Source organism: Jeotgalicoccus aerolatus (assembly GCF_014635205.1).
Lineage (GTDB): Bacteria > Bacillota > Bacilli > Staphylococcales > Salinicoccaceae > Jeotgalicoccus > Jeotgalicoccus aerolatus.
In genome coordinates, this window is the sequence record NZ_BMCN01000002.1 from 247,644 (window position 1) to 265,009 (window position 17,366).

Here is a 17,366-nt window from a genome sequence, read left to right on the forward strand (position 1 = left end):
TTTCCTTTGTCTTATTTATAGTGTTTTTTTGATTTAGTAAATGACTCAACAGTGTCGCGATTAATTTTATATCCAATACCAGGAAGTTCAGGTACTTTAATTACACCATGTTCCGAGACGACTTCAGGTTCTATAATATCTTTATCCCAATATCTGCTGGAGCTGGCTGTATCGCCGGGTAAAGTAAAATTAGATAAAGTTGTGAGCGCAACGTTATGCGCCCTGCCGACACCCGATTCAAGCATTCCGCCGCACCATACGGGAATGTTATTTTCCTTACAGTAATTATGGATTTTAACGGCTTCAGTTAAACCGCCGACTCGTCCTATTTTAATATTGATAATTTTAGTGCTGCCGAGCTCCACTGCTTTTCTGGCATCTTCAAGAGAGTGGATACTTTCATCTAGACAAATTGGTGTTTTCAGTTCTTTTTGTAATGTTGCGTGGTCGATAATATCATCTGAAGCGAGCGGCTGCTCAATCATCATCAAGTCAAAATCATCGAGCTGTTTTAGTAAATCTATATCCTCCAGACGGTAAGCAGAATTCGCGTCGGCCATAATAGCGACATCTGGGAAAGTGTTGCGCAGTGTACGCATTACTTCGACATCCCAGCCTGGCTTAATCTTAACTTTTATTCGTTTGTATCCTTCATTGATAAAACCATCTACAATCTCTACCAATTCTTCAATAGAATCCTGTATACCTATGCTTATACCAACATCGATTGTTTTTCTTGTACCGCCGAGAGCACTGGCAAGAGACTGATTAGTCTGCTGGGCATATATATCCCATACAGCAGCTTCAATTGCAGATTTTGCCATATTATTTTTACGAATTGATGAAAATATTTCAGTTACTTGATCAGGATGGCTGATTTCTTTATGTAAGATAAGGGGTATTAAAAAATCTTCCAGCATATGCCAGTTCGTTTGTACGGTTTCTTCGCTGTAAAATGGAACATTAAAAGCGACAGATTCTCCCCAGCCTGAAGTTCCATCTGTATCGACTGCTTCCAGCAGCAGAAACTCCCTAGTTTCAAATGTACCGAAGCTGGTTGTAAATGGTGCTTTTAAATCCATTTCCATATGTCTAATAGTTATATTGTCTATTTTCATTTTTGATTTCCTCCAAGTTTTAACGTATCTTTTTTTACAAATATGTAGTGTGCCGTATATTTCCCGGGAATTAATTGAATAGCTGCATAGCCGGATTCAAATAGTTTATTAAATAATTCTCTCGTCTTCATTCTCCAGTCGAGTGCAGCGTTCTTGTCTTCATTTTTTATACGCTGGAAATCTTTTGGAACTTCTACAGCATAAACTGCTTCAGTAAGTGATGTATCGTCCAGCTGACTGCAGACCGGTACTTGACTGTGATTACTGACTGAATTTAAGAAAATTAGATTGTCATATACCGGCGGGTTTTTAACATGGTCACTCGTGATATGCCAGTGGACTTCAAAACGGTCAGATGGAAGTCCTTTGTTTAAACCGTCTTTCATCTCGCCGTATGCATTTTCCATATACACTGAAGAAATGCCATTCAGTTTTGATAAATTTAAATATCCGTTTCTTGTTTCAAGCGGATCGTAGGTCCAATGAATCTCTGTATAGCCTTTTTGCTGTGCAATTTCCAATTGCTTTTTCTTCAGCTGTTCTCCTATTTTCTTAGAACGGTACTCAGTTTCAATCCCAAGCATATGTGAGCATAAATAGACCTGATCATCTTTAAATCCGGCAAATCCATAGCTGAAGCCTATAATCCTATTGCTGTCGAATGCACCGACAATTATCCCGCCATTTTTAACTGCGGTTAATGTCTGATGAACCGGAAGAGATTCCATGCCCCACACGTTTTGCTCAATGATTTCTAATTGTTCCAGTTCTTCGATATTAGTCAGTTCTTTGAGTGTAATCATGTCTAACCTTCTTTATCTGAAAAAGTAATTTTTTCCTAACATTAGCACAATAGATGTCGGAATACAACAAATTTTCTGATAACGTAAAGTTTGTAAAAATATATTAAATTTAATATAAAATACTTGATATTTAGAATTCGAAGTATTATACTTCATATATATTAAATTTAATATATTACTCTGTGCTGGAAAGGGAGGTGCAAACATGAACGAAAAAGAAGCGAGAATTAATGCATTTACAGTGTTTATCAAATCCTCACAGTCAGTCCAAAAACTCATTAAACAGGATTTTTTGAAGAAAGAAATTAACCTCAATGAATATGCAGTAATGGAACTGTTGTATCACAAAGGAGACCAGCCGATTCAAGCTATCGGTAAAAAGATACTGATGGGCGGAGGCAGCATCACGTATGTCATCGACAAACTTGAGAAGAAAAAGTTTCTGTACAGAAGAAAATGTCCTGAAGACAGAAGAGTAATGTTTGCTTGTATGACGGATGAAGGCAGAGCATATATGGATAAAAGAGTCACGGAACAGGAAGCGCTGATCAATACGATTTTTGATGAGTGGAACGATGATGAAGTTGAAGATGCAATTCAATTATTGAAGAGAATCGGTATGCACGCAGAGAGCTTATTAAAATAAAATTTGGAGGAATTTATAATGACCAATAATAATTTAAAAGGGATACACCACGTTACTGCAATGACGAATAAGGCGATGAGAAATTATGAATTTATGACCGAAGTTGTCGGTATGAGACTGGTTAAAAAAACTGTAAATCAGGATGATATTCAAACCTACCATACATTTTTTGCAGATGACGTCGGTTCACCAGGTACAGATATGACATTTTTTGATTTCCCGAACAATCCTAAAGGATCTAAAGGTACAAACTCTATTTCAAGAACGGGTCTCAGAGTGCCGAATGATGCAGCGCTTGAATATTATTTAAACCGCTTTGAAGAACACAATGTTAAGCATGAGGGGATTCAAGAATTATTCGGTAAAAAAGTACTGCCTTTTGAAGAAGAAGACGGGCAGCGATACCAGCTGTTTTCTGATGAAAATAACGAAGGTGTCGCTCCGGGTCAGCCATGGAAAAATGGTCCGGTCCCTGAAGATAAAGCAGTTTATGGTTTAGGACCCATTGAAATTACTGTCAGCTACTACGATGATTTCAAAAAAGTACTGACTATATGGTATGAAACCCATTCTTGAAGAAGATAAAGTAACGCTCTTAAACGTCGGCGAAGGCGGTAACGGCGGTCAGGTTATTCTTCGTAAAGATGAAGGTGCGGAAGGACGTCAAGGCTACGGTGAAGTTCACCACGTATCATTCAGAGTAGAAGATCAGGCTGCATTAGCATCATGGGAAGAAAAATATAAACAAATCGGTATAGGCAATTCAGGTCTCGTAGACCGCTTTTATTTCGGTGCTTTATATGCACGTATCGGTCATATTCTTATTGAATTGTCTACAGACGGACCTGGTTTTATGGATGATGAACCTTATGAAACATTAGGTGAAAGCCTGGCACTGCCGCCATTCCTTGAGCCAAAACGCGAATATATTGAATCGCAGATCAGACCATTCGACACGACGCGAAATAAATAATAGGAGTAATTAAAATGCAGGCAATTAAAAGAATTCATCATATTACAGCTATCGTTGGAGATCCAAACGAAAACATTAAATTTTACAGAGATGTTCTGGGCTTAAGAATGGTTAAACAGACGGTCAATTTTGATGATTCCGGTGTTTATCATCTGTACTTTGCAGACTATGACGGGACTCCGGGAACGGTAATCACTTTCTTTAACTGGATGGTGGACAGACCCGGACAAAAAGGAAGCGGACAAGTTGGACGAATCGGCTTTAGAATTCCCAAAGGCAGCATGAGCGAATGGCAGCAGCATTTTGATAAATTGAATATCTCGACTAAGATCAGCCAATTATTCGGACAGGACACGTTGGAATTCGATGATGTTCACGGACTTGAACTCGCTTTAATTGAAGATGATACAGCACGTGAAAACCATGAAATTATTGGATTCCACGGTGCAGTACTGTTATCATCTGATCCAGATGGCACAAAGGAATTATTAGTCAGAACGATGGGCCTAAATCAGCTGGATATCAATGATCGTAACTACCACTTCGAAACAGCGGGTGAAGAAAAACATCATATAATTACTGAAATTCCGCCATCACCAAGAGGACGATTCGGTATCGGGACAGTCCACCATATTGCATGGTCGCTGCCGGAATTATCAATGCTCGAAGAATGGCAAGGCTTATTGCGTGATAAAGGATTCGCAGTTACTGAAGTCAGAGATAGAAATTACTTTAAATCTATTTATTTAAGTGAACGGGGGGATGTTGTCTTTGAATTTGCAACGGACGAACCCGGTTTCGATGTGGATGAAGACAAATCGAAACTTGGCACATCATTACAATTGCCGCCGCAATATGAAGACAGAAGAACACAGTTTGAAAAGGAACTGCCTAAGCTGGATTTGTAAGGAGTGACACTATGTTCAGTTTTTCTGATAAAGATTTAGATACGAAAGCTAAAAATAAAATCTTAATCGGTACCGTAGTGCCGAGACCAATTGCTCTCGTTACAACAAAATCCAAAGATGGTGTAATTAATGCAGCGCCGTTCAGTTACTTCAATATCGTGACTTATAAGCCGCCGATGTTGTCGATTGCTGTGCAGAGAGTAAACGGCAGAACAAAAGATACGGCGAGAAATATATTAGAAACGAAAGAAGCGGTTGTCCATGTTGTCGATACAGATAATGTTGACTTAGCGAATATTACTGCAGCACAATTAGCGCCGGAAGACAGCGAACTAAATTATGCTGCATTTACACCGGTAAAATCGACAGCAGTCGATGTCGAAGGATTAAATGAATCCAAGGTCAGATTTGAAACAACATTGTATGATAATCACGTGATCTATCATGGTGATGAAGCGACAACTGATGTTTTATTTTTAAAAATTGAACATTATCATATCGATGATTCAGTATACGATGAGTCAAACGGTTACGTCGATATTAAGGCGCTTGGTGCAGTCAGCAGGCTGGCAGGCAATGATTACGCAGAAATCGGTAAGATGTTTACGATAGAAAGACCAGAATAATCTTAGGAGTGATTAGTAATGGAGCACGTTTATAAAGAAAATAAAAAAGGCGCACCTGTATTTGTACTGCTGCACGGTACAGGCGGTACAGAAACGGACTTACTGCCGCTGGCGCAAGCTTTAAACCCGGAATATAATGTACTGGGCATACGGGGTAACGTTAAAGAAAACGGTATGAACCGATACTTCAGACGTCTCGGTGAAGGGAATTATGATTGGGAAGACCTTGAGTTCAGAGGCAATGAGCTTTACACATTCATCGCAGAAAAAGCGAAGGAATATGATTTTAAATTAGAAGATGTCATCTTCGTCGGCTTTTCAAATGGGTCAAATATTGCGATTCAGCTTATGCTGCAGCAGGCAGATAAATTTAAAAAAGCGATGTTGTTTGCACCGTTATATCCAGCAGATATCGAAGTGAAAGAAGACTTTAGCGATGTGAATGTATTCCTGTCGCTGGGCAAAGCGGACCCAATCGTGCCGGAAGTAGAAAGCGAGCGGGTCATTCAGTTATTTGAAAACCGTAACGCCGATGTAACGCATATATGGGTAAAAGGCCATACGCTCCCGCAAGAGGCATTAGCTGCTGGTAAAGCATGGCTTGATAAACAAAATTAATGGAAGTGACGTGTATCCTTGAGGTATGCATCTTTTTTTTATAATAAAAAGGTTGAGTGCTAAATAATCGGGCTATATATAGCTATTGAGATATAAAAAGGAGAATTGCTATGAAAAAGCCGCTTATTGGTATTACAACATTTATCGGTAAAAATAATTTGGAAATCCCTAAAAGATTTATAGATGTTATTAGTTCAGAGCACGGTGTTCCGGTACTGCTGCCGGAGATAGAAAATGAGGATTTAATAGAAGCACAAGTAGATAGTATAGATGCTTTGCTGCTTACAGGCGGGGATGATGTAGATCCAGCTTTATACGATCAGGATCCACATCAGAAACTGGGCAATGTGGAACCTGAGCGCGATCAATATGAATGGAAGCTTATCGATTTTGCCTTAAAGAGAGACATTCCTATTTTAGGAATATGCCGCGGTTCACATATGCTGAACATTCACGAGGGTGGAACGATTTATCAGGATATTTACAGTCAGATTGATGGGAAAGAACTGATTAAGCATCAGAGAAATGACAGCAAGGAGCACTTTACACATAAAGTGACAATCAAAAAAGAAAGCAAGATGTACGACATTGTGAAGCAGGAAGAGATATTTACTATAAGTAATCATCACCAGGCAGTGGATAAAGTAGCACATGGCTTCCATGTTGCGGCAAAAACAAATGACGGCATTACTGAAGCGATAGAAAGTACAGATCATGCCTTTGTCATCGGTCTGCAGTGGCATCCAGAAGAGCGTTATCATACTGATGAATCTTCGCAAAATATTATAAGAAGTTTCGTCGAAGCAGCGGGCAAATAGCCTGCTGTTTCTTTTTTAACTGTTAAATTTAAAATATTCTGATAGTATGAAGTTCAAATATAGGGATAAGGAGAGAGTGATATGGCAAATCCGGTTATTGGAGTGACAACATTTATAAGCAGTGACGGTCTCAGACTGCCTGAAAACTACAGTATTGCAATTTCAGGTGAAAAAGGGGTGCCGGTCATACTGGCTAAAGTTGAAGATGAGACGTTAATTAGAAAGCAGATAGAGAGTATAGACGGTCTGCTCTTGTCCGGTGGTGACGATGTAGAACCTAAATTTTTTGGAGAAAACCCGCATCAAAAGATGGGGGCAATAGAGCCGGGACGCGATCTATATGAAATGAAGCTGATAGAATATGCACTGGCAGCAAATAAACCGATTTTGGGAATTTGCAGAGGCGCTCAAATATTGAACGTGCAGCAGGGCGGTACATTGTATCAGGATATCTATTCACAGCATGGTGACGTGACGATTAAACATAATCAGGATGCAGCGAAGGACTACTTATCTCACAGTGTTTCAATAAGTGAGGGGACGAAGCTGCATGAAATAATCGGAGAGACAGAAATACGCACAAACAGTTTCCATCATCAGGCGAATAAGCATAATGCTGAAAAATTTATCATATCCGCAACATCGGAAGATGGAATTATTGAAGCGATTGAAAGTACAGAACATGACTTCGTGTTAGGTGTTCAGTGGCATCCAGAAGGCACTTATTTAGCGGATGAAGCATCGCAGAAAATTTTCAAAGCATTTCTAAAGGCTGCAGATTCACAAACTTAATTTACAGAATCTTTCAAAATCTTATTGTAATTTCGGTTACCGAAAGGTATGCTCTATATGTAAGCGTATACATATAGAGGGGATGAAATGTTTATGCAGAAAAAGATATGGCTGTTTATGCTTTTTGCGATGCTGCTGATTGTGGCTGCCTGTACGGATGACAGTGATGTGGATGAAGCGGCAGAAGGTGAATCAAGCGGAGATGCTTCTGGAAATGATTTAGTTATCGGAATGATTAATGAAGCGGTGTCTCTTGATCCGCATGTATCGAACGATATTCCGTCAGCTCAGCTGCGTACTCAGATTTTTGACACGCTGGTAGAACAGAATGTCGACATGGAATTTGGGGAAGGACTTGCAACATCTTTTGAACAGGATGATGATCAATGGACTCTTCAGCTGAAAGAAGATGTTACCTTCCATAACGGCTCAGATTTTACTGCAGAAGATGTTGAAGCAACTCTCGACCGTGTAATGGATCCTTCGGTCGGTTCATCCGTTGCTTTTATGTTTGAAATGATTAACGATATTGAAATTGTAAATGATCATGAAATTGTCTTTACGACGGATTATCCATTTACACCGCTGCCGAGTCATCTGGCGCATAATACAGCGGGAATCTTAAGCAAGGAGGTCATCGATGAAGATTATCAGAATGCTTTAGATGAAGCAGGCTCTGATGTTACGCTCGAAGAATATTACGAACTGCGTGAAGAAGGCGGAGATGAGTTCGAAGCGGTGTCTGAAGAAATCGGTTCTCATGTCGGTGCGATAATTTCCGAGAAACCTGACGGTACAGGACATTTGAAGTTGCAGGAACGTATACCGGGTAATGAAATCGTACTTGAGAAATTTGAAGATTTCCACGGCGGAGAACGTGAGTTCAATACTGTGACATACCGTGTTATTCCTGAGAACTCAGCACGTCTTGCCGAGCTTGAAACCGGCGGTATCGGCGTTACTGATAACGTCGATACAGAAGCGATGGACCGCGTTCGGGATCATGAAGATACAGATATTATCGACCAGGATGGCTTATCCATGACCTATGTTGCATTCAACTACGAGAAAGAGCCGTTTGATGATGAAAATGTCAGAAAAGCAATTTCTCATGCGATTGACAGAGAGCAGATTATCAGCGGTGTATTAAATGACCGCGGGCTTCATGCGAAGAACCATATTTCACCCTCAGTATTTGCACACAATGCTGATATGGAAGAAGTACCGTTTGATCTTGAATTAGCTAAAGACTATATGGCTGAATCCAGTGTGCCTGACGGTTTTGATACTGTGATTTGGACTTCTGATTCCGAACAGAACAGAGATATTGCTCTGATTATTCAGGAGTCATTAAGTGAACTTGGTATCAATGTTGAAATTGAACAATATGAACACGGAGCCTTTTTAGAAATGGCGGACCAGGGTGATCATGATATGTTCATGCTTCAGTGGATTACAGTTACGGGGGATCCAAACTACGGGCTGTATCCGATGTTCCACACGGACTCTGTAGGGTCGGGCAACCGCTGGAACTACTCTAATCCGGAACTCGACAGTTACCTTGAAGAAGGGCAGCAGACTTCCGGTGATGAAGAACGTATTGCAGCATATGCGACAGCACAGGAAATACTAATGGAAGATCTGCCGATTACACCGCTGTATTACGGTGAGCTCGGTATAGGGGTTAACAATACACTTGTAGAAGATGTTGAACTTGATCCCGTGGGAATCGTCAGAATTGAAAATGTAACATTCCCTGAATAAGACAGTAAAAAAAGCATTGCCGTAATCGGCAATGCTTTTTTTATTGGAAGAGGGAGGGGCTTTTATCTTGTATATTTTTACTGGACAGCCATGCTTGAAATTTTGTTCTGACAGACTGGTATAAAACGAGTGAGAAAAGCACACTGGCAGTACCGAAAGAGAAGCCGGCCAGAACGTCTGTTGGAAAATGGACTCCAAGATATATTCTTGAAGCCATCACAAACGAGATGAGGGCAAACGCCAGAATACCAATCAGAACTCTTTTCCATAACGTATGGATTAACAATATAAGACTGACAGCTATCAGACCATAAAATACAGTAGATGCGGTCGAATGGCCGCTTGGGAAGCTTTGAGACGATTCAAAAGCGAGCCTTAAAAAATCCGGGCGGTCGCGGTCAACGATTAATTTTATGATGCTGACGAGAACTCCCGGACTCACAAACACTGTCAGTCCGAACCAAAATCCTGCAACGTACATTTTTCTGATGAACAAGATGATAACAGCGGCAAGAGTAAAGATAATAATTTCTTCTACTCCGCCAATATTAGTCAAAATCGATATGACAGAAGCTCCGGTTTCTGTAACGTTAGCCTGAAGAAGACTGATTAACGATAAGTCAATCTTTTCTACCCACCTGCTGCCCGTCATAACTCCGGCTGCAATGATTAAAAATATTATTAAAAAAATAAATGCTGTAATATTAAAAGTTTTTTTCATTTCTAATCTTCTTTCTTGTTTACGATAGATTTATCTAATCTAACATGTTGTTGACAATTTGTCATCATTCTAATAACATTCATTATGCTTATATAGAGAAGAGTGGTGATATTATGGATAATCAAAAAGAGCTGCAGAATTTTTTAAAAAATGAGGTTAAAAGCCGCAGTCTCTCGTTAAGAGAACTGAGTAAACTTACGGACATCGATCATGCAACGCTGTCTAAAATTATAAATGGCAAAAGGACAGCAAATTTAAATCATTTAAAAAAACTTTCAGAGAGTTTCGGAACAGAGCTGGAACAGTTATTAAAGATGGCAGGATTTACGGATTCTGAAAGTGATGAACTTAAACAGACGTGGAAAGCAGTACAAAAAGTAGTTCATGAACTGGGTGGAACGGATGAAGAAATTACTTACGAACGCGTCAATCAGGAAATCGAAGTTTTTAAAAAACGGAGTCAAACAATATCGGGTAAAGAAAAAATACGTAAAGAATTTAAAGCTAAGATGGAAAAAACATCGGGCATCGGCAAATATATAGATCAGCTGAAGGCAATGTACTGTCATTTTCTACAAGGGAACGGTCACCCTAGAGATCAAATATTAATTGGGGCAGCCCTGCTTTATTTTATCGTAACGACAGACCTGCTGCCAGACTATCTGCTGCCTATCGGTCTTCTGGATGATGCATTTATTGTGCAGGCAATTTCACAGCGGCTGGAAAATAAAAATATACTGCTGTAGCTGAGGAGGCGGGAATAGATGGTTCAAAACTTACATCAGATTGTCCATAGCGTAACATATACACTGGAGCAGAAAGATGAACATGCATTTCAGGAAAATATTAAAGATTTACAAAAATATGATTTGACCCGGATATTTTTGGAGCTGTCTTCAGGGGAACAAAAATTATTTCTAGAATTTATATCGATTCATCAGCTGGCAGATATATTATCAGAACTGGATGGTGATAATCAGCGCAAGGTAATCGATATGATCAGTCCGCATACCGGAACGCTGGTCATCACTCAGATGAATAATGATGATTTAATTGAAATGCTCAGCAATCTCGGTGAAAAGAAAGCAACGGAACTTCTGTCAGATACAGATGAAGAGTTTTCTCAAGATATAGAAACATTGATGGAATATCCTCCGGAAACAGCCGGCCGGATAATGAATAACCAGATGGTTTGGATTAATAAATCCTATAGCGTGCGTGAAGCGGTGGACAAGCTGAAACATTTTGCGGAACTGGCAGAATATCTCAACTACCTGTATGTTATCGATAATGATAAAAAACTCGTCGGAGTGGTGTCTTACAGAGACCTGCTGCTCGCTGATTTACCGCAAAAAATAGAAGATATTATGAAAACGCGCATCGTTACAGTAGATGCAATGATGGATCAGGAAGAAGTAGCAAGAATAATTCAGCGTTATAATTTTGTAACAATCCCGGTCGTTGATGAAGAGGAAAGATTGCTTGGTATTGTTACAGTAGATGATATTTTGGATGTTGTCTATCAGGAAGCTGAGGAAGATATTGAGAAATTTTCTGCCTCAGGAAAGGCGATTGACTTTAACACGAAACCTTTTACTGCAGCGAAAAGAAGGCTGACGTGGCTAGTACTGCTGCTTTTTATCGGGATAGTATCAGGAAGCATTATTGCAAGTTTTGAAGAAACGCTTGAACAAGTTGTCGCGCTGGCCTTTTTCATGCCGATGGTTGCGGGAATGACCGGTAATACAGGGACCCAGTCACTTGCTGTCGTTATCAGGGGGCTGACGAAAGAACGCGTAAATACAAAACAGGTGCTGAAGCTTTTGTATAGAGAATTAAGGGTCGGTATAATTATTGGTCTGACTTGCGGAGCACTCATTTTTGTTATTGCCTACCTTTGGCAGGGCAGTGCAATTTTAGGTTTAGTTATTGGCACATCGCTGCTATGCACTTTGATTATCGGAACACTGGCAGGTACGATTATACCGCTTGTGCTGAACCGTTTAAATGTCGACCCTGCTGTAGCATCAGGACCTTTAATCACAACAATTAATGATATACTTTCTTTATTAATTTATTTTGGAATCGCAACAGCATTCTTATCTCATTTAATGTGAAAAATCCGAAGAGGTTCCTCTTCGGATTTTTAATCTTTTACTGCACTTTCCAATATTTTAAAGGTGAGATTCTCCGTATCTATTTCAGCCTCGAGACCGTATGGAATAATGGATTTCGGTTCATTATGACCGAAGCTGCCGTTATACAGCACCGGCAGGTCACTTCGTCCAGCTTCGGTGAGTATACGTCGCCATGATTCTTTATATTCAGTGTAATAGCGGCCATCCTGAGGACGTCCGATAACTATGCCGTTAATATGCTCAAATATACCGATAACAGACATAGCACGTAAATAATCTTCAAATATTTCTGGATCAAGATAACATTCAGAGGTTTCAAAGAATAATATAGCATCTTTAAAATCACTTAATTCAGGGAAATATTTTGTGCCGCGTAAATTATTAAAGACTTCCAGACAACCGCCGATTAAATGACCGCGGCCTTTACCAGAAGCGCCGATACTTTCATAGCCAGGATTATTGTCTTTTGGACGTTCGGTACTTTTGTTTTCGGAATCCCAGCTGAGTCCGATTTTTCTAATATGCGGAGAAGTCTTAATTTCACCAATCGGTTCAGCTGAAAACCATGTTTTCTCAATTGAGTTCACAGTATACTCATCCATGGCGATATTTTCAGCGAAATCGGTTAATAGAGCAGGACCGTAACTCGTCGATATACCGTGCTTATAAAAGAATAAATGGTTCGCTGTTGTATCGGAATAACCTGTGAATATTTTCGGATTATTTTGCAGTGCATCGGTGTCTACAAACGGCAAGATACGCACTGTTTCATTACCGCCGATTGCACAGATAATTGCCTTAACAGAGTGATCTCTTAGAGCTTCATTTAAATCCTCTGCTCTTTTCTCAGGATGGTTATAAACGTAATCAAGACCCTTCAAGGCATGAGGCATTACTTTTACTGTTAAGCCGAAAATACTCTCCAGCCGCTCGATCCCCTGTTCAGTTCTCCATTTTATATCTTCTTCACCTGCGAGTCCGCTCGATAAAGATACGAGTGCAACTGTATCACCAGGCTGTAATTTACTAGGTTTAATCATAAGATCGCCTCCAAAGTATTTTCCAACAGTATAGCAAAGAATAAGTAATTAGTTACTAAATATATCAGTTTGCTATTCGTTCGCTTAAATTTTATAATTAAGAAAATGTTACGAATTTGTGAATGGAGTGTAAATGAATGAGAAAACTTAAATTACTATCTGTATTATTTATTAGTTCTATTATATTAAGTGCGTGCAGTAACACTAACCCTTTTGATGAGCTTGCTGATGAAATTAACAGCTGGCTGGGTGCAGACAGCACGAACACAAGTGAAGAAAGCACTGATCCTGAGGAGGAAACTGAGAACAATACCGATACCGAAAGCAATAACGAAGCAGATAATGATACTGCTGGTGACACTGAAGATATTGAAACTTTGGACTACAGTCACTTAATGAATCAAGGTGAGGCAGTTACACTCGATGAAGGCATGCATGAAGTCGGTAAAGATATCGAGCCTGGCCGCTATGTCATTACAGCAGACTCAGGATACGGCAATATATATGTTAAGAACGAAGAAAATCGCGGAGGCTTCAATGAAACGTTAGCAGGAGAGTCGGATAGTCCTGAAGGTCAGACGACTAAAATCGTTGGATTTCTTGACGAAGGATATTCAGTTGAGATAGCTAATTTTGAGCAAGCAACATTCACTCCGTATGAAACAGTATCTGTGGAAACAATTTTTCCTGGTCAGTGGGTAGCCGGTGAAGATTTCCCTGCAGGTGTATATGATGTGAGTGTGCCTGAAACTGAAGAAACAGGATCGCTTGAGGTGTCATCACATCCTGATTATAATAAATCGCGACATACACTGGGGAATGCAAAATATGGTGGCATGACTGAGTTTACGATGTCCTTTGAAGATGGAGATATTGTGAACTTGAGATATGTGCCAGAGGTAACATTAACAGAAAGGTAGCACGTTATATCAGCGTTATTAACATCAAACAAGGAGCAACGCATAGCGTTACTCCTTGTTTGATTTCTAGTAGAAGTGCTTTAGTTTCACGGGAAACATTATATAATTTTACTAGATCAGTTCAAGACGTTCTTTATAGCACTTTCGGCAAACAGGAACATATTCTTCGTCGCCAATCTGAATAGATTCTCCAACGTTAATTGGATTTCCGTTATGGAGCCTCATATTAAGAGTCGCTTTTTTATTGCAGTACTGGCAAACTGTTTTCAGTTCGTCGATAGCATCAGCAAGTTCAAGTAATATACGGCTGCCTTCGAATAGTTCATTTCTAAAATCTGTTTTTAAACCAAAGGCAATAACAGGAATACCCAGGTGATCCGGAATGTCGCTCAAGTTATGAATATCTTTCTTCGATAAAAACTGGGCTTCATCGACGAGAACAACATGTACTTCTTGTTTATCATGTTCCTGTTTTACTTTGTCGAAAATATCATCTGTTATATATTCAGCGTCAAGTTCAAGACCGACTCTGGATTTAATTTTTTTATGTCCGCTTCTTGAATCAATAGGTGTTGTATATGCCAAGCAGCGTTTCCCCTGAGTCGTGTATTGATGGTGTGTCGTAATAATCTGGTTGCTTTTGTTACTTTGCATTGTGCCGTAGCGGTAGTAGAGTTTTGCCATAAGTATCCCCTATCATCTCGTAATCAGCATTAATTTTAACATGAAATTGCGGCATATATATTATCAATTTGCTCATGATATAATTACAGTAGCAGAATAATCATTTTGGAGGGCGAAGATATGGAATTACAAGGGCATGAGAGATGTGTAAGCAGAGTTCCGATTTTTAGTCATTTAGAAATGGATGAACTGGAAGAAGTATTTCAAAAGGTAAATCACAGGCAGATGAAAAAAGGAGAATACCTTTTTATGGAAGGTGATATTTCATCAGCTTTATACGTGATTCATAAAGGAAAAGTGAGAATTTACCGTTTGAATGATAATGGTGAAGAACAGTTGATCAGAGTGCTCACCCATAGTGATTTCACTGGAGAGTTATCATTGTTCAGTGATGATAACGAAAGTAAATCGTATGCTGAAGTGCTTGAAGATGCAGAGGTATGCCGTATTGACCAAAAGGATATCTATGACTTAATGAATAAGTATCCTAATATCAGCATTAAAGTCATTGAGAGCTTTGCAGAGCGTCTGAATGATTCCGAATCTTTGACCACGAATATTTCATTGTTAAACAGCAAAGAAAAGCTGTTAGAGTATATTAAAACGCACAGATCAGATGAACAGCTCGTACTGACGATGACTAAAAAACATCTGGCCTCATATTTAAGTATGCAGCCTGAGACACTGACGAGAACGTTTAACAAATTAGAAGCTGAAGGTTACATCAGTAAAATAAATAATAAATCCTACGATATTTTAAAATAGAGCAAATTTGCTGTACTGGTTCCCTTTTCGGGAACCTTTTTTGTTTTCTTGACCAAGGTCAATTTATATTATCTGAAATGACAGTAACATTATAAGTGAAGAAGCAAGGAAAATAAATTAGGAGGAAGGAGAATTGCAATGGTCAGATTTATATTTAAACAGGAAAGTAAAATTACCTTAATCGCATTTATCTTAATTATAGCTGGTCTTATGTTAAGGTTTTTCAGTTATACCGGTGCCGGGAATACAGCATTGATTGCGGCGACTCTTATTGCTATGCTGCCAATCGGAATTAAGGCTTACCAGGCATTGATAATGAAAGTATTCAGTATTGAGCTGCTGGTATCTATCGCCGTTATAGGGGCGTTATTTATCGGAGAGTATGTCGAATCATCAGCAGTTACATTCTTATTTCTGTTCGGAAGTTACTTAGAGGCGAGAACGCTTGAAAAAACGCGATCGTCTATTAAAGAATTAACAGATATGGCACCACAGGAAGCGAATCTAATACAGCCGGACGGCAGCAGAAAAGTGATTGATGCAGATGAAGTAGAAATTGGAGACAGAATAGCGATTTTACCAGGCGGGATGATTCCTGTTGACGGGAAAGCAGTCAACGGGGAAGCAAAAATTAATGAGGCAGCTGTCAGCGGTGAGTCTGTGCCAGTATCAAAAATGAGCGGGGATCAAGTCTTCAGCGGAACGATTTTAGATTCTGGATATTTAGAAATAAAAGCTGAAAAAGTTGGAGACGATACGACTTTTTCTAAAATTATTGAACTCGTTGAGGAAGCTCAGGATTCAAAATCTAATGCAGAAAGATTTCTAGATAGATTTTCACAATATTATACTCCAGGCGTATTAATTCTTTCAATTATCGTCTGGGCAATTACGAGAGATCTTCATCTCGCAATTACTTTTCTCGTGATTGCTTGTCCAGGTGCACTTGTAATCGGCGCACCGGTATCGAATGTTGCCGGTATCGGTAATGGTGCTAAAAACGGTTCGCTGATTAAAGGCGGAGAAGTCATTGAAAAACTTTCTAAAGTCGATACACTCGTATTTGATAAAACCGGTACTTTAACAAAAGGACGTCCAGAGGTAACCGACTTCAAAGTTTTAAAAGGTGACAAAGAGGAGCTAATAGGTTTAATCGGCAAACTTGAAAAGGCGTCCGAACATCATCTTGGAAGAGCAATTACAGAATTCGCAGAGGATACTAGAGATCTGTCTGCATATACTATGGATCATGCGAGCGGTGTAAAGGGACGCGGAATTGCCGGTTCAGTAAATGGTCATTCCATTATTGCAGGCAATAGAAAAATGATGAAAGAGCACGGCATCGTGATCGCAGACAATATTGAAGACTATGCATTAAATAGAGAGAAGAAAGGAAATACAGCAATCTTTGCAGCGGTAGATTCAGAACTTTTAGCAGTTATATCAATTGCTGATAAAATACGTGATGATGCAAAAGAAGCCCTGGAAACGATGAGAGAAAACGGCGTTAAGCATATAGTGATGCTGACTGGTGATAACCGCCATACAGCGTCAGCAGTTGCAGAGGAACTCGGTATTGATGAAGTCCATGCAGAGCTGCTTCCGGAAGATAAAGTAAGGCATGTCAAACGTCTGAAAAGTGAAGGCAGAGTAATATCGATGGCAGGAGACGGTATTAATGACGCACCAGCGATTGCTTCAGCAGATGTCGGACTTGCTATGGGGAAAGGCGGTACTGATATATCGATGGAGACCGCTGATGTCGTACTAATGGCTGACAGACTCAATCAGTATGCCCATGCACTGTCGCTGTCAAAAAGTACGATGCGGAACATGAAGCAGAACATTATTATCGCACTCGTTACAGTAGCGTTACTTTTAGCGGGTGTACTGATGGGCGGAGTTAACCTCGCTATCGGAATGTTTGTACACGAGGCGAGTGTGCTCATCGTTATATTTAACGGGATGAGATTAATTAAATTTAAACCTTAAAACTTGATGCAGGTCAATTTTTAAAATTCAAATACTGCTT

17 protein-coding genes and 1 pseudogene are annotated in these 17,366 nt (G+C 39.6%); 13 read left to right on the forward strand and 5 right to left on the reverse strand.

The window, feature by feature from the left end; genetic code table 11:
- Positions 1-11 precede the first annotated feature (11 nt).
- Together menC and IEU81_RS07395 are read right to left on the reverse strand one after the other, a co-directional pair.
- Positions 12-1,118, reverse strand: a complete 1,107-nt coding sequence (gene menC, locus IEU81_RS07390; RefSeq protein ID WP_186089501.1) for an o-succinylbenzoate synthase — start codon at positions 1,116-1,118, stop codon at positions 12-14.
- Positions 1,115-1,921 (reverse strand): GNAT family N-acetyltransferase, encoded by an 807-nt coding sequence (locus IEU81_RS07395; protein WP_186089500.1) that lies wholly within the window; start codon positions 1,919-1,921, stop codon positions 1,115-1,117. Before IEU81_RS07395 ends, menC begins: the two co-directional genes overlap by 4 nt.
- Positions 1,922-2,126: 205 nt before the next feature.
- Here IEU81_RS07395 and IEU81_RS07400 point away from each other — a divergent pair, with 205 nt between their 5' ends.
- The 8 genes and pseudogenes from IEU81_RS07400 to IEU81_RS07435 all read left to right on the forward strand — a co-directional run bounded on the left by IEU81_RS07400 (position 2,127) and on the right by IEU81_RS07435 (position 9,066).
- Positions 2,127-2,567: a MarR family winged helix-turn-helix transcriptional regulator gene (locus IEU81_RS07400; protein ID WP_186089498.1), complete on the forward strand. Its 441-nt coding sequence runs from the start codon at positions 2,127-2,129 to the stop codon at positions 2,565-2,567.
- Between the two features lie 18 nt (positions 2,568-2,585).
- Positions 2,586-3,540, forward strand: a pseudogene (gene mhqE, locus IEU81_RS07405) (ring-cleaving dioxygenase MhqE).
- A 14-nt stretch (positions 3,541-3,554) separates the two neighbouring features.
- Entirely contained in the window at positions 3,555-4,448 is an 894-nt protein-coding gene (locus IEU81_RS07410) for a VOC family protein (protein ID WP_186089497.1), read from the forward strand.
- A gap of 11 nt (positions 4,449-4,459) precedes the next feature.
- The gene (locus IEU81_RS07415; RefSeq protein ID WP_092595901.1) at positions 4,460-5,074 is read left to right on the forward strand and encodes a flavin reductase family protein; all 615 of its coding nucleotides are present in this window, start codon (positions 4,460-4,462) and stop codon (positions 5,072-5,074) included.
- 18 nt (positions 5,075-5,092) lie between these two features.
- Positions 5,093-5,692: an alpha/beta hydrolase gene (locus IEU81_RS07420; protein WP_186089495.1), complete on the forward strand. Its 600-nt coding sequence runs from the start codon at positions 5,093-5,095 to the stop codon at positions 5,690-5,692.
- A 110-nt stretch (positions 5,693-5,802) separates the two neighbouring features.
- Positions 5,803-6,510, forward strand: a complete 708-nt coding sequence (locus tag IEU81_RS07425) for a gamma-glutamyl-gamma-aminobutyrate hydrolase family protein (RefSeq protein ID WP_186089494.1) — start codon at positions 5,803-5,805, stop codon at positions 6,508-6,510.
- Positions 6,511-6,591: 81 nt separating this feature from the next.
- Positions 6,592-7,302 (forward strand): gamma-glutamyl-gamma-aminobutyrate hydrolase family protein, encoded by a 711-nt coding sequence (locus IEU81_RS07430; RefSeq protein ID WP_186089492.1) that lies wholly within the window; start codon positions 6,592-6,594, stop codon positions 7,300-7,302.
- Between the two features lie 93 nt (positions 7,303-7,395).
- The gene (locus IEU81_RS07435; RefSeq protein ID WP_186089490.1) at positions 7,396-9,066 is read left to right on the forward strand and encodes an ABC transporter substrate-binding protein; all 1,671 of its coding nucleotides are present in this window, start codon (positions 7,396-7,398) and stop codon (positions 9,064-9,066) included.
- A 40-nt stretch (positions 9,067-9,106) separates the two neighbouring features.
- Here IEU81_RS07435 and IEU81_RS07440 read toward each other — a convergent pair whose 3' ends face one another.
- Positions 9,107-9,787, reverse strand: coding sequence for a phosphatase PAP2 family protein (locus IEU81_RS07440; protein ID WP_092595890.1), 681 nt, complete (start codon positions 9,785-9,787; stop codon positions 9,107-9,109).
- A gap of 113 nt (positions 9,788-9,900) precedes the next feature.
- Here IEU81_RS07440 and IEU81_RS07445 point away from each other — a divergent pair, with 113 nt between their 5' ends.
- Positions 9,901-10,533 (forward strand): helix-turn-helix domain-containing protein, encoded by a 633-nt coding sequence (locus IEU81_RS07445; protein WP_186089489.1) that lies wholly within the window; start codon positions 9,901-9,903, stop codon positions 10,531-10,533.
- Between the two features lie 18 nt (positions 10,534-10,551).
- Complete coding sequence (gene mgtE / locus IEU81_RS07450; protein ID WP_092595886.1) at positions 10,552-11,904, forward strand: magnesium transporter; 1,353 nt, start codon at positions 10,552-10,554, stop codon at positions 11,902-11,904.
- 29 nt (positions 11,905-11,933) lie between these two features.
- On the opposite strand, the gene IEU81_RS07455 is transcribed toward mgtE, so the two are convergent.
- A complete protein-coding gene (locus IEU81_RS07455) occupies positions 11,934-12,965 on the reverse strand; it encodes a S66 family peptidase (protein WP_092595884.1) in 1,032 nt (343 codons plus the stop codon).
- A gap of 137 nt (positions 12,966-13,102) precedes the next feature.
- Between IEU81_RS07455 and IEU81_RS07460 the strand changes: the two genes are divergently transcribed.
- On the forward strand, positions 13,103-13,885 hold the full coding sequence (locus tag IEU81_RS07460) for a hypothetical protein (RefSeq protein ID WP_092595882.1): 783 nt from the start codon (positions 13,103-13,105) through the stop codon (positions 13,883-13,885).
- A gap of 111 nt (positions 13,886-13,996) precedes the next feature.
- On the opposite strand, the gene IEU81_RS07465 is transcribed toward IEU81_RS07460, so the two are convergent.
- Positions 13,997-14,569, reverse strand: a complete 573-nt coding sequence (locus IEU81_RS07465; protein ID WP_092595880.1) for a thymidine kinase — start codon at positions 14,567-14,569, stop codon at positions 13,997-13,999.
- Between the two features lie 120 nt (positions 14,570-14,689).
- Here IEU81_RS07465 and IEU81_RS07470 point away from each other — a divergent pair, with 120 nt between their 5' ends.
- Together IEU81_RS07470 and IEU81_RS07475 are read left to right on the forward strand one after the other, a co-directional pair.
- Positions 14,690-15,334: a Crp/Fnr family transcriptional regulator gene (locus IEU81_RS07470; RefSeq protein ID WP_186089487.1), complete on the forward strand. Its 645-nt coding sequence runs from the start codon at positions 14,690-14,692 to the stop codon at positions 15,332-15,334.
- 138 nt (positions 15,335-15,472) lie between these two features.
- On the forward strand, positions 15,473-17,326 hold the full coding sequence (locus IEU81_RS07475) for a heavy metal translocating P-type ATPase (RefSeq protein ID WP_186089485.1): 1,854 nt from the start codon (positions 15,473-15,475) through the stop codon (positions 17,324-17,326).
- Positions 17,327-17,366 lie beyond the last annotated feature (40 nt).

Coding starts and splice junctions, on each gene's coding strand:
- menC (WP_186089501.1), bottom strand. CDS start 1,118: ATGAAAATAGACAATATAACTATTAGACATATGGAAATGGATTTAAAA.
- IEU81_RS07395 (WP_186089500.1), bottom strand. CDS start 1,921: ATGATTACACTCAAAGAACTGACTAATATCGAAGAACTGGAACAATTA.
- IEU81_RS07400 (WP_186089498.1), top strand. CDS start 2,127: ATGAACGAAAAAGAAGCGAGAATTAATGCATTTACAGTGTTTATCAAA.
- IEU81_RS07410 (WP_186089497.1), top strand. CDS start 3,555: ATGCAGGCAATTAAAAGAATTCATCATATTACAGCTATCGTTGGAGAT.
- IEU81_RS07415 (WP_092595901.1), top strand. CDS start 4,460: ATGTTCAGTTTTTCTGATAAAGATTTAGATACGAAAGCTAAAAATAAA.
- IEU81_RS07420 (WP_186089495.1), top strand. CDS start 5,093: ATGGAGCACGTTTATAAAGAAAATAAAAAAGGCGCACCTGTATTTGTA.
- IEU81_RS07425 (WP_186089494.1), top strand. CDS start 5,803: ATGAAAAAGCCGCTTATTGGTATTACAACATTTATCGGTAAAAATAAT.
- IEU81_RS07430 (WP_186089492.1), top strand. CDS start 6,592: ATGGCAAATCCGGTTATTGGAGTGACAACATTTATAAGCAGTGACGGT.
- IEU81_RS07435 (WP_186089490.1), top strand. CDS start 7,396: ATGCAGAAAAAGATATGGCTGTTTATGCTTTTTGCGATGCTGCTGATT.
- IEU81_RS07440 (WP_092595890.1), bottom strand. CDS start 9,787: ATGAAAAAAACTTTTAATATTACAGCATTTATTTTTTTAATAATATTT.
- IEU81_RS07445 (WP_186089489.1), top strand. CDS start 9,901: ATGGATAATCAAAAAGAGCTGCAGAATTTTTTAAAAAATGAGGTTAAA.
- mgtE (WP_092595886.1), top strand. CDS start 10,552: ATGGTTCAAAACTTACATCAGATTGTCCATAGCGTAACATATACACTG.
- IEU81_RS07455 (WP_092595884.1), bottom strand. CDS start 12,965: ATGATTAAACCTAGTAAATTACAGCCTGGTGATACAGTTGCACTCGTA.
- IEU81_RS07460 (WP_092595882.1), top strand. CDS start 13,103: ATGAGAAAACTTAAATTACTATCTGTATTATTTATTAGTTCTATTATA.
- IEU81_RS07465 (WP_092595880.1), bottom strand. CDS start 14,569: ATGGCAAAACTCTACTACCGCTACGGCACAATGCAAAGTAACAAAAGC.
- IEU81_RS07470 (WP_186089487.1), top strand. CDS start 14,690: ATGGAATTACAAGGGCATGAGAGATGTGTAAGCAGAGTTCCGATTTTT.
- IEU81_RS07475 (WP_186089485.1), top strand. CDS start 15,473: ATGGTCAGATTTATATTTAAACAGGAAAGTAAAATTACCTTAATCGCA.